The organism is Spirochaeta cellobiosiphila DSM 17781, assembly GCF_000426705.1.
In the GTDB taxonomy this organism is placed as follows: domain Bacteria; phylum Spirochaetota; class Spirochaetia; order DSM-17781; family DSM-17781; genus Spirochaeta_E; species Spirochaeta_E cellobiosiphila.
Genome location: NZ_AUFW01000026.1, coordinates 1 through 12829 on the forward strand (window position 1 = coordinate 1; position 12829 = coordinate 12829).

Genomic DNA, 12829 nt, shown 5'->3' on the forward strand with positions numbered 1-12829 from the left:
CCACAAAAACTAAGGTGTGACAATGGACCAGAATACATTAGTGATGCTCTTAAAAGTTGGAGTAGAAAAAACTGTATCGAACTATCTTTTATCCAGAAAGGGAAGCCAACACAGAATGCTTACATTGAAAGATTTAATAGAACTGCTAGACATGAATGGCTAGAGTTGAATATCTTCAAATCTATCTATCATGCACAAGAACTTGCGACAAGATGGATGTGGATATACAATAATGAAAGACCTCATTCGTCTTTGGGCGGCATTACCCCTAGAATGGTTTTAAATAATTCTACAAATTACTCCTGTTAATAATGGGGGGATTACAGGGCTTTGTTTTGCATTGTCACAATTTAAAATAAAAATACTTGCTTGTGCTATAGATATTTATATAGAATCATAATGATGAAAATAAAAATATACTTAATAATTGTTCATATTATTCTCCTAAGCTGGTTGTTAATACATATTGATCATCGGTATAAGCAGAAATATTATCATCCTAAGACAGAGAGAAAGTACCAGTTTACATTTGCAGGGGATCTTATGGCCCATAATGTTAATTTTCTGATGAAAAATCCTTATGATATTTATGAAGGGATAAGTCATATAACCTTAAATGATGATCTTAGTTTTATTAACTTGGAAACACCAATAAATGCACATAAACCATATCAGACCTATCCTTTATTTAATGTACATTCGGAATATATTGAACCTGCAATAAAATCAGGATTTGATGTTTACAGCCTTGCCAATAATCATAGTACAGACCAAGGTATTGAAGGTGTTATTGGAACACTAAATGAAATGAATAGATTCAGTCAAAAATATAATATTTATTATAATGGTTTAAGATACAAAAAGGATTCTCCCTATTTACCCACAACTATAGATATAGATGATTTACATATAGGTTTTTTATCATTCACTGGATTTTTAAATCAGTGGGAAACAAAAATGGGTAAAGACTATGTTAATTTATTTACCTATAGAAACTCTATTTTGAATAAGGATTTCTTACAATATATTCAACTCATCAGTAGTAATTATGATTTGTTCATTGTCGCATTTCATGGCGGTATAGAATATGATAGCGATCCTGTAGATTCAAAGGCTAAGTTATTTCACGACTTAATCGACAATGGTGTTGATATAGTATGGGGACATCATCCTCATGTTCTTCAGCCTTGGGAAGTATATTGGCATAATAATCAAAGAAAATTAATCATGTATTCTACAGGTAATTTTATATCTGGCCAAACATGGCATCTTAAATCCACAGACTACGATCTGAAACGAGCCCGAACAGGTGAAAGTGCTTTATATCAGGTTTCTATTGAAAAACAAGGAAGTAATTATATTATAGGCGATATTAATGTTGTACCTATCGCTAATTATAAAGATCCTAAAAAAGGTATGGTCGTAAGAACTTTTGATGATTTGATTAATAATGGTCTAGATGAAGGTTGGGTGAATTATTACAAGGTGCGTTTAAGAAAGATGCAGCCCTTACTTAAAAAGACTACATCTAATGAACTATGATATTGCGTGAATTTGTTTTAAGAATTTTTTTGTTCTTTCACTTTCCGGTTCTGTGAAGAATTTTTCAGGGATTTGTCTTTCTATAATACGACCTTCATCCATAAATATCACATGATCAGCAACTTTCCTTGCAAATCCCATTTCATGAGTTACACAAATCATGGTCATCCCTTCTTCTGCTAGTTTTACCATAACATCAAGAACTTCATTTACCATTTCAGGATCTAGTGCAGAGGTTGGTTCATCAAAGAGTAGAATTTTAGGTTGCATACACAAAGAACGGGCGATAGCAGCTCTTTGTTGTTGTCCTCCCGATAGCTGGGGTGGAAATTTTAGTGCGTGTTCTGCAATGTTAACTCGTTTTAAATATTTCCATGCCATTTTTTCTGCGTCTTTTTTAGAAATCTTTCGAACCCAAACAGGTGCCAAGGTGAGATTATCTAAAATATTTAGATGGGGAAACAAATTGAAAGATTGAAAAACCATACCTACTTCAGATCTAATAGCTGATATATCTTTTATATCATCCGTTAATTCTTGTCCCATTATTTCTATAGAACCTTTTTGGTGTACTTCCAATCTATTTATACAACGAATAAGTGTTGATTTACCTGATCCTGATGGTCCGCATATTACTATCTTTTCTCCAGAGCCTACATTCAGCTCAATATCCTTAAGAACATGGAAATTCCCATACCACTTATTAAGATTTTTTATTTCAATAATATGTTCATTACTCATTATGCTTCTCCTTCTACAGGTACCGCATGTACCTCTGGCAGCGTATTTGCTTTTGTTTCTATATGAAGAGCTACCTTGCTCACAATTGCACAGAGAATCCAATAAATAATTCCGGCAAAAATTAGCCCTTCAGGTTCCATCCCCAGCCAATTAGAATCACCTGTCAATGGTTTTACAATTCCCAGAACATCAAACATACCAATGATCATTACCAAGGTCGTGTCCTTAATAAATGATACAGAAATACCACCAATGTTTGTGATAGTCATCTTTAAAGCTTGTGGCATTATGACTAAATAGGTTTTTAAGAAATAGGGAAGACCCAAAGAGTCAGCTGCTTCATATTGTCCTTTATTAAGGCTCTGTAAACCACCTCGTATAACTTCTGCAAGATAAGCGGATTGGAAAAATGTCATTCCCATAATTACACGAACATATTTATCTATAACAAACGTATTAGGTAGAAAAAAAGGAACAACAACAGATGACATAAAGAGTATTGTAATTAAGGGAATACCTCTAAAGAATTCGATATAAACAATGGACAAGACTTTGACAATCGGCATTTGAGAACGTCTTCCAAGAGCTAGTAAAATTCCTAGAGGAAAAGAAAACATTAATCCCATGGAAGAAAGTAACAAGGTTAGAGTTAGTCCGCCCCAATTATTAGATGATATTTCTGTGACAAAAAGGCCACCTTGGATTAATAGGAAAACTATGATTGGCCAGAATATCATTTGAATGAGGAAGTAGATTGATTGATTGATTTTCTTAGACATATAAGGAATAAATGATAAAACAAACAACACAAAGGCTATGTTTATACGCCAAATTGACTCCAGAGGGTAGAAACCATACATGAAAAATCTAATTTTCTTGTTTATAAAAGCCCATGTAGCTCCATTAGGATTGGCAACATCTTGAGAATCTCCCGTCCAAACTGCATTAATAATTGCCCAGCTAAATAATTTAATACATACCCATGATATGGCTACAAACAAAAAAATAGATAGGAGTGTGTTTCCTGGTGTATTAAGATAGTTTTTTCTTATGTAATTAATAGTTTTTTTCATAGTCCTAATCCTATCTTTTCAATTTCGTCATGTGTTAATACGTTCCCTTTTTTATTGATAATGGAACCGTTGTACCAATTCATGAATAGTGATGTAGATACTGATATAAGAAGATACGTTAACATAACAATGATCATTACTTCCAAGGCTCTTCCTGTTTGATTTAAAGTTGTTCCTGCAAATACGGCGGTAAGATCAGGATAGGCTATGGCCATGCCTAAAGAGGTGTTTTTAATAATATTTAAAAACTGATTTGTCATAGGAGGAATCATGGTATGCATAGCTTGGGGGACAATTATTAATCGTAATCTTAATACGGGGTTAAATCCCAGGCTCTTGGCGGCTTCTAGTTGTCCTTTAGGAACAGCTATGATGGAGCTTCTAACGATATCGGCTATATAAGTAGATGTATAAGTTCCAAGTGCTACCACAATCGAGAAAAGCTCAGGTCTGATAGTGGCTCCTTGCGAAAACTTAAATTTATCTATTATAGGAATCATCATCGTATAAGGATGAAATAGAAACCAAAACAGTAAAGGTACAGCTATAACTGCTACTTGAAGTGGCCACATTTTAAAATGATTACCTCTTAATACCATTCTTTTATGCATATATCCCATCAGTATAAAAGTTAAAATTGCTAAAAAGGTAATGATTAAAAAAGCAGGTGATAAATTTGTTGTATGGAATTCAGGAATCGTTATTCCTCTAACATTTATATAAATGTTAGACCCTATTTTAATTGATTGTTTAAAATCAGGGAGTGCGTTCAAAAAAACTACCTGGTACCAAAATAGAACATGTAGTAGTGGAGGGATATTTTTTAAAAGCTCTGTATACCCATAAGCAACTTGGGACAGTAGAGTATTTTTTGAGAGCCTCATTAATCCCACAAAAAAACCCAGTACTACTGCTAGAATAATACCAATGACTGAAGCGAGTAAGGTGTTAAGAACTCCAACAAAGAATGTTCGGCCAAATGTGTCTGATTCATCATATTTGATTAATGTTTGTGAAATAGAAAAGCCTGCCTCATCATCGAGAAACCCAAAGCCTATATCTATATTTCTACTACTTATATTGACTATATAATTTGATAGAAAAAGTACTGCTAATCCAACCACAATAGCAATCAATACAGCTTGCAATAAAATTTGTTTTATTCTTCTATGTATAACCATATTCCCTCTTTTTTAAAACGAGCTCTCCCTTTACAGAGAGAGCTTTATCAATAAAGACACTATTTATCTAATTGGGAAACCGTATTGTAGACCACCATCTGTCCAAAGTGCATTATAGCCTCTAGCAATATTTAAAGGGGATCCAGTACCAAGGTTTCTATCAAAGCTTTCACCATAATTGCCAACATACTTGATGATTTTATAAGCCCAATCTTTATCTAGACCAAAACCTTCTCCAATTTCACCTTCTGTTCCCAAAAGTCGTTTAATGCTTGGATTTTCTGAAGTTAACATACTTTCAACATTGGAAGAGGTAACACCAAGTTCCTCTGCATTAATCATAGCTAATAATGACCATCGTACAATATCAGCCCACTGATCATCTCCTTGTCTAACGACAGGTCCTAACGGTTCTTTAGAAACAAGTGTTGGAAGAAGTTTAAAAGAGTCAGGATTCTTGAATTTTGATCTGAGTGCGTAAAGCTGTGAAGAATCAGAAGTTACAGCATCAGCTCTTCCTGATTCAAGGGCTGCAGCAGCTTGTTCGTTTTTTTCAAATGTAATGAGTTCATATTCCATTCCATTCTTTCTGAAATAGTCTGCTAAGTTTAATTCTGTTGTTGTCCCTGCTTGTACTGCAATTGTTGCTCCATCTAAATCCTTTAAGGATTTGATTACAGAATCCTTACCTACCATGAAGCCTTGACCATCATAGAAGTTGACCCCACAGAATGTTAGTGATAGTTCTCCATCTCGACTTGCAGTCCATGTTGTTACACGACTCAGCATATCAATTTCTCCAGACTGAAGAGCCGTAAATCTTTCTTTAGCTGATAGAGGTCTATATTCAACTAGATCAGGATCTCCAAATATTGCTGCTGAAACAGCTCTTCCTAGATCAACATCAAAACCAGTCCATTTTCCAGAATCATTAGGTGCTGAGTATCCAGGAACTCCTGCAGTAACCCCCAAAACTAATTTTCCTCGTTCTTTGACAATCTCTAATGTAGATTTTTCACCAGATGCATTTGCTTCCCCTTCTGTAGCAGGTTTAGCACAACTTGAAAGGGTTAAAGCTATACTAATAAGACTAATAAAAAGGACATTTCTTAAAAATTTCATGTCACTCTCCTATATGGTGTTTTCTTACCGAATACCACTACGAATATGTTTGTGTCAATAGTTATAGGTACTATATTGTTGTTATATATATTATTAGTACAAATATGTAGTTTTATTGTGTGTTGTACGACCAATTTGATTGATTTGTAGATACTTGATCTATTCTGCCATTGTGATGAGAATAGATAAGATGATGTATGAACTTATTACTCCTGGTCAGAATATGATTGAAATAAAAAGATCTAAATTTATGGGCTTTGCTTTTCCAGTCAAAACAAATCAGGAAGCTAGAGAAAGATTAAAAGAGCTAAGAAAGGATCATCCATTAGCCAATCATATTGTTTACGCATTTCAAATTGGAACAGAAAATAGTATAACAGCCGGATTAAGTGATGATGGTGAACCTCATGGTACAGCAGGTAAACCTGTAATGGATGTATTAAAAGGGGCCTGTATTACAAATATATTAATAGCTATAGTTAGATATTTTGGCGGAACAAAATTAGGCACAGGTGGTTTGGTTAAAGCTTATTCGGAATCTACCCAAAGTTTATTATCATCTTTAACCATAGAAGAACAGATTTATCGTAAACAGTTGAGTTTTAAATTCGAGTATACTTATTTAGGTGGCATAAAACAAATTATTCAAGAATATAATTATAAAATGGTTAGTGAGGACTTTTTTACTGAAGTCTCATTAATAATTAAAGTCCCTAATGAGTATGCTCAAGATATAAAGGAAAGGTTAATTGATTATACAAAGGGATCTATCGAAATATTATCTAGTCATAATTAAGTGTTTGCTAATAGTACCGTTACTATCATCTTGTTACATACTTAATCAGGCAGGTCCTTATCTCTCTCAACGAATAGAAGCTGTGCCTCTAGATAAATTAGAAACATCAAATAATGCTGAATTAGAAAATTTTGTAAAAAATGTTGATGATATAAGAGAATTTGCTCAAACAGAACTTGGCCTAAATCAAGGTAAAAATTTTCAGAAATACTATACAATTGACAGAGATTATTTAGCAGCAGTAATACAAGCAGCAGGAGAATTTAGTTTAACTCCCTGGTCTTTTAAATATCCCATATTTGGTGATCTTCCATATAAAGGATATTATAATAAGGATGATGCAATTGAAGAAGGTAAAAAATTAAAAGAAAAAGGGTTAGATGTCTTTATTAGAAAAGTTGATGCGTTTTCAAGTCTAGGATATTTTGCCGATCCTTTATATTCTTATATGGTCAATTATGATTTATATAGTCTTGCTGAATTATTAATCCATGAAGAAACCCATGCTACGATCTTTTTCTAAAATGATGATGGTTTAAATGAAAAATTAGCTACGTATATCGGGCGACAGGGGGCTTTAGTATATATGCAAAATAGATTTGGTGTAGATAGTAAAGAAGTCAAGAATATCATAAAGAATCGAGAATCAAATGAAATATTTAAAAAGGATCTTTTTGAGACTATTCGGAAACTAAATACCCTATATTCAAGTGACAAATCTGAAGAGATTATGAGAGAAGAAAAAGAAAAAATAATATCTGATTTTGAATCACATTGGAAATTTAATTATCATATCAATAATGGCTTTTTATCTATGTATGGATTGTATGAAGATAAAGATGATAGAGTACAAAAATTTGCTAAAACTTTTAAAGACATCAAAGGTATGATTGATTATTTAAAACCCTATACAAAAGTAAAAGATAATCCCTGGACTATTGTGACTAACAGAAATGAGGAAATAAAGAAATGAAACAGTATTTAGATATGATGAGATATGTACTAGATAAAGGTATCAAAAAAGAAGATAGAACGGGAACAGGAACGCTTAGTGTGTTTGGATACCAAGCGAGATATGATTTAGAAGAAGGGTTTCCTCTGGTAACAACAAAGAAGGTTCATCTAAAGTCTATTATACATGAATTACTGTGGTTTCTTCAGGGTGACACTAATGTTAAATATCTTCAAGAAAATGGCGTAAGCATATGGAATGAATGGGCAGATAAACGTGGAGATTTAGGTCCAGTTTATGGTTCTCAGTGGAGAAGTTGGCATACTAGAGATGGGCGTACTATTGATCAAATTTCTCAAATTATTGAAATGATTAAAAATACACCAGATTCTCGTCGGATATTAGTTAGTGCCTGGAATGTTGGTGAGATAGATACAATGGCATTACCTCCCTGTCATGCTTTTTTTCAATTTTATATCGCAAACGGTAAATTATCTTGTCAATTATATCAGCGATCTGCTGATGTATTTCTTGGTGTACCTTTTAATATTGCCTCCTATGCATTGTTAACTATGATGATAGCCCAGGTTACAAACCTTGGTTTAGGAGAATTTATACATACAACTGGTGATACACATATATATATGAATCATATAGAACAATCAAAGCTTCAGCTTTCAAGAAGCCCATATTCCCTACCCAAAATGGTAATAAATACAAAGGTTAATGATATATTTAGCTTTAAATATGATGACTTTAAACTAGAAGGCTATAAACATCATCCTCTAATAAAGGGAAAAGTATCTGTCTAGATTTATTCTTCATATGAAGGCACATAGGAATAGTCGTCATGATAAGTAAAATTGTTTTTTAATGGTTGGTAATGCAGTCGCACTGGTGCTGAAAATGATTGTGAAAAATCTACAGCGTCTTCACACATTTCAAGTGTTCTAGAGACATCCCAAAGAGGATTATAGGATATGGAAGATAAGATAATAGGTAACTCAAAGGTTGAAGTTTTTAACAGGTGATCCATTAAGGATTGTGCCAGTGTATCAGATACTTCCATATTTGTATTAGGCAGCAGAAATAAGTAACTAAGGTCATTCTTAATGATTTTAATACAATTTGTTGGGAGTACTTTTTGAGCTTCTAAGGTAATAAAAGAATGAATGTTTTCGTATTGAGAATAGTTTGTTTCTGCTAAGTATTCATAGCCCCTTATATAAATATGGATAAGCGAAAAGTCATGTTCCATTGTATGAAAGCTATGTATTAGTTTTCGAACCCTTTCCCTAATGGCAAATTCAGTATAGTAACTTGTTTCTGAATCTTTCGTCTCCGATTGCTTAATTAGTTCTATCATTGATTCTATAGATTTTGGAGTACTAACTTGGATATCTTTTACATCCACTTTAGGAATAATAAAACTAGGAATGTAATCAGAAGAATCCTTTGTCCTGTATAGTAAATTATCACTTCTTTTATATAAAGGACTGGATTTCTTATTTATTAGTTCATCCAGTAGAGACACTATTAAATATGTTATATGTATCAATGTAGTGTTTGTTCTTAGCTTAATTGGGATCAAAGAATTGAGTCGTCGACTAATTGTTGTTGGTAGTGAGAAGTCATATGGCTCATTCCCGTTTAATATGCTTACCTCTTTGTTTGCATGGGTTTCTTCAGTATCTAACAGAATTATTGATAATATTTCTTTCAATTTATTTATATTTACATAGAGAGGTTCAACTAAAGACGATTTCTTAAAATTTTTTTGACTGATAGTAGTTAAATCTTGGTATGGAAGAAAATATAATTTTTTTATCCACTGTAGTAATCCAAAAGTCTTAAGTAGTCTTTTCTTGTCGTTATTTCCTTTTTCAATTAATTGACAGTATTCATGTAAATGATATAAATATTCTTTACAAAGAAGTTCTTCATTGTAATAATGCCATTTGGTAAGTATAGGATTAATAATACTCTGAACTCTTATATCCTCTCCAGCATCGTTTTTGATGCTACCCCAATCTATATTTCTAAAACCGAGAAATAAATTTTCCAATATGCTAATCAATACCGTTATTATCTGTAAAGGATCTCCAGGAGGGAGTAATTCAAACCCCTTGGGAAACTCAATAATGTTAGTAAAGTAAGCTACAAAATCGATATCTGAACTATTTTTTTTTATTTTTGAATTGGGAAATAGAATACTTAAAAGTTTTATTGACCGTAAAAAGGTAAAACTAGGGATAAAAACTGAAGTGTTTTCATCGATAACAACCTTGGTATCAGTCTCTTTTCTCTTGCTTTCATAAAGTTGGTCAAAGTTATCTATTACTGATTGTGGTTCAACTAAATCGTCTTCTGTAAGATCAAGAAATAACAAAATTTCTTCCCAATAGTTTGTAAAAAATTCATTATAATATTGAAACTTATTGCTTAATAATTTTACTAATAAAGGATAAAGCTTTTTTTTCAATTTATAGAAAATAGGAAACAACTCATCTCTTGCAATCAAATAGTTTTTTTTAACATTTTCTGCTTCAGAACCATTTTTAGTGTGAGTCATTAAGTCAAATTCACATAACCTTTTAAAAGCTGAACCAAGGTGTTCATCAATGTTTAAATTACATAGCTGAATTATTGGTTTATAAATCATGATTAAAAGATCTTTGGTTTCTCCTATGGAAACATGTCTAGGTTTCGATTGTATTTTTTCTATCTCTTTACTAATTTCTTCTAAATCCCAAGATTTAATAACTTTAAATATTTGATCAAATAGTGGCCGCCGTCTTATTTTCTGAAGTGCGACTTTATGTTTCGTACCTGTCATATAATTAGTTGCAGTAACTAGTGATTGTAAAGGATCGAAAATATTTCTATCTAATTCTTTTATAAAACCTGGATTGATGTTATCTATATCTGAAAACATAAAGTTAAAGATAGACATTAGAGCTTGTGGTGTAGATTTTATATTATGATCTGGATAGGTACAGTAGAAATCAGTTTTCACTCTTTCTTTATATGACATCTTTTTTTTAAGATGAACATTGTTTTTTTTCTTATTTATTAGTTGGGAGGTCTCAGCTTTTTGATCAACAATATTTTTATGGTGTATCTTAACTGTAGAAAATTCTTTACTGTTCGTTTTTTCAAAACCAATATTACCACCAAGTTTTTTTGCCATTTTTTGGGCTTCATCATTACTTAGATTACCTAAATTTTGGCGAGTTTTACTAAGTTCTCCTGGTTCATAAATATAGCGGTCTTTATCCATTTAGTATCCTAGAGTACAAACTCCATTTGCTCTTTGGCAAATACTATTTCCATTTTAGTCTTGTTAGCAATTTTTTTCTTATATTTTTGTTCTAATTCATCTAATTCCTTATCTGAACGCAAAGGATCATGATGGATTAAAACAAGTTTTTTTACTCCTGATTTGTGAGCTGAATTGATTGCATATTCATAGGAGGAATGACCCCATCCTAATTTAGAATCAAGTAATTCCTTATTTGTATATTGGCTATCATGGATTAATATGTCAGCATCTTTGTAGAAATCTCTTATTTTTTGATTTTCCTCTTTGACAGCATTCTCACCTTCTTCTGCAGCTAACTCATCATAATCAGGGTGATTAGGATCTGTGGGAAATAGATTTCGAAAAGGTTCATGATCATATACAGTACAAATGACTTTTCCTTCATATTCAAATCTATATCCCAGACATAAAATAGGATGGTTAAGATATTTTGTTTTTAAAGTGATACCATCACCTAAATCTTTTTCACATTCTTTTAAAGGGTGGTATTTAATATCTGCTGATAATTCAGAATGTTTTACAGGAAAATATCGATATCGTAATTGCCCCCCAATTATAGTATCTAGTGAATCATCTTCATAAGTCACAGGTCCATAAATGTCGATCTGTGTTCCTGGAACAAAAATGGGAGTGAAAAAAGGGAATCCCATAATGTGATCCCAATGGGTATGTGTAATAAAAATTTCTGTTTTTATTGGTCCTTTTGGAAGATCTCTTTTGAGTATGTCTCCAGCTAACTCTCTAATACCAGATCCTGCATCAATTATGATTAATCTATCATTCTTGCCAAATCTTAGCTCAAGACAAAGAGTGTTTCCACCATAATTAACTGTGGAGGGTCCTGGTACTGGTATTGATCCTCTAACTCCCCACAATTTCAATTTCATAAATAAAAACTCCTAGCTAATAAGTTTTAAGAATATTTGGGCTTTTTCAATTTCCTGTTCAACAATATCGTCCATGTCTTCCAGATGATTCCAAGTTAGACCTAAATGAGTATATATCACATCAGATGGTTTTTCTGGATACCGATTTCCCGAGAAACCTATTTCCATAATATTAGCGAAATAATTAGATAAAACAACTGTATAGAGTATATCTTTGTTATTACCTGAGTAGTTTGAGTAAGAATGATGGTTTTTTATAACATCAACAATAGCATCAGATAATCGCCAATTTTGAGCTACCATAACTCCAATTGTCTGGTGATTAAGATTGAGAACCTCTTCCTCTGCATCATGTAAGCTTACATTGTTTCTATCTGAATAGCTAAGGGTCATAATATATTCAGTTGCTGCTTTATTGTTTAAAGGAATCTTACCAATGTCATGAAGTAATCCTGATATAAAATATTCTTCTAGCTTTTTCTTATCGATTCCGCGTTTTTTTGCTATTAATTTGGCTGTTACACCTACAGTTAGAGAGTGTCTCCAGAAACCTTCCATATTTATCGCTTGATTAGAATTGCGGCCTGATATGGTTCCTAAGATAGCTGTACTTAATGCTAAATTTTTTACAGTATTAATACCAAGCATAATAATTGCTCTAACTAAGCTTGTAATCTCCTGATTCAAACCATAATAGGCTGAATTAATAAGTTTTAGTACTCTCCCCATTAATACTGGGTCTAAGCTTATTACTTTGTTTAGATCTGAAGGAGATGTTTCAGGATTGTTACATATTTCCAGTATTTTTGATACTGATGTAGGTAATGCAGGCATTTGAGTTATATAACCTTCTAGTGCTTTCTTTAGTTGTTCTCCTTGCATCAGTTACCCCTTTTTAGTGATTTGATAATATGATCAAGCTTTTTTTGGAAGTCTAGTCCTTCATTTTTATTAGGATAATAATCAGCAAGATTATGAAAGTATTCCATTGTTTCCATTAGTTTTCCAGAGTGAACTTTTCCCTTAAATAATTGTTCTGGTACATTCTTTTGTCTGCTACCTGTCAGTTTATATCTTATTTTATCTATTAATGAAGGGATATTATCATTTAAATATTGTGACATTTTATCTGAAGGAAGAAAGTCAGACATATTTTTCAAGTAGTTTAATAGTGCATCTATTTTTTCTGGAACATTCAATACACTTTCTTGTT

At 32.4% G+C, this 12829-nt stretch carries 12 protein-coding genes and 1 pseudogene; 5 read left to right on the forward strand and 8 right to left on the reverse strand.

Annotated elements, in window-relative coordinates; genetic code table 11:
- Window positions 1–309, forward strand: a 309-nt coding sequence (locus K345_RS0106430) for an integrase core domain-containing protein (RefSeq protein WP_028973472.1), incomplete at its 5' end; no start/stop codon positions are given.
- Window positions 310–402: 93 nt separating this feature from the next.
- The gene (locus K345_RS20025; protein ID WP_169714775.1) at window positions 403–1542 is read left to right on the forward strand and encodes a CapA family protein; all 1140 of its coding nucleotides are present in this window, start codon (window positions 403–405) and stop codon (window positions 1540–1542) included.
- On the opposite strand, the gene K345_RS0106440 is transcribed toward K345_RS20025, so the two are convergent.
- The 4 genes from K345_RS0106440 to K345_RS0106455 all read right to left on the reverse strand — a co-directional run bounded on the left by K345_RS0106440 (window position 1537) and on the right by K345_RS0106455 (window position 5659).
- Entirely contained in the window at window positions 1537–2283 is a 747-nt protein-coding gene (locus K345_RS0106440) for an amino acid ABC transporter ATP-binding protein (protein ID WP_028973473.1), read from the reverse strand. The genes K345_RS20025 and K345_RS0106440 overlap by 6 nt on opposite strands.
- Window positions 2283–3356, reverse strand: a complete 1074-nt coding sequence (locus tag K345_RS0106445) for an amino acid ABC transporter permease (RefSeq protein ID WP_053228117.1) — start codon at window positions 3354–3356, stop codon at window positions 2283–2285. Before K345_RS0106445 ends, K345_RS0106440 begins: the two co-directional genes overlap by 1 nt.
- Complete coding sequence (locus K345_RS0106450; RefSeq protein WP_028973475.1) at window positions 3353–4537, reverse strand: amino acid ABC transporter permease; 1185 nt, start codon at window positions 4535–4537, stop codon at window positions 3353–3355. Before K345_RS0106450 ends, K345_RS0106445 begins: the two co-directional genes overlap by 4 nt.
- Before the next feature lie 63 nt (window positions 4538–4600).
- On the reverse strand, window positions 4601–5659 hold the full coding sequence (locus K345_RS0106455; RefSeq protein WP_028973476.1) for an amino acid ABC transporter substrate-binding protein: 1059 nt from the start codon (window positions 5657–5659) through the stop codon (window positions 4601–4603).
- A gap of 175 nt (window positions 5660–5834) precedes the next feature.
- Between K345_RS0106455 and K345_RS0106460 the strand changes: the two genes are divergently transcribed.
- From K345_RS0106460 to K345_RS0106475, 3 genes and pseudogenes are all read left to right on the forward strand, one after another.
- Window positions 5835–6455, forward strand: coding sequence for a YigZ family protein (locus K345_RS0106460; RefSeq protein ID WP_156888320.1), 621 nt, complete (start codon window positions 5835–5837; stop codon window positions 6453–6455).
- A gap of 82 nt (window positions 6456–6537) precedes the next feature.
- Window positions 6538–7428, forward strand: a pseudogene (locus K345_RS23575) (aminopeptidase).
- Entirely contained in the window at window positions 7425–8219 is a 795-nt protein-coding gene (locus K345_RS0106475) for a thymidylate synthase (protein ID WP_028973480.1), read from the forward strand. Before K345_RS23575 ends, K345_RS0106475 begins: the two are co-directional and overlap by 4 nt.
- 2 nt (window positions 8220–8221) lie before the next feature.
- On the opposite strand, the gene K345_RS0106480 is transcribed toward K345_RS0106475, so the two are convergent.
- From K345_RS0106480 to K345_RS0106495, 4 genes are all read right to left on the reverse strand, one after another.
- Window positions 8222–10687 carry a hypothetical protein gene (locus K345_RS0106480; protein WP_028973481.1) on the reverse strand — a complete coding sequence of 822 codons (2466 nt, stop codon included), beginning with the start codon at window positions 10685–10687 and terminating at the stop codon, window positions 8222–8224.
- A gap of 8 nt (window positions 10688–10695) precedes the next feature.
- Window positions 10696–11616, reverse strand: coding sequence for an MBL fold metallo-hydrolase (locus K345_RS0106485; RefSeq protein WP_028973482.1), 921 nt, complete (start codon window positions 11614–11616; stop codon window positions 10696–10698).
- Between the two features lie 12 nt (window positions 11617–11628).
- Window positions 11629–12498 carry an HDOD domain-containing protein gene (locus K345_RS0106490; RefSeq protein ID WP_028973483.1) on the reverse strand — a complete coding sequence of 290 codons (870 nt, stop codon included), beginning with the start codon at window positions 12496–12498 and terminating at the stop codon, window positions 11629–11631.
- The coding region (locus K345_RS0106495) for a hypothetical protein (RefSeq protein WP_028973484.1) at window positions 12498–12829 on the reverse strand (332 nt) is incomplete at its 5' end. The genes K345_RS0106490 and K345_RS0106495, both read right to left, overlap by 1 nt.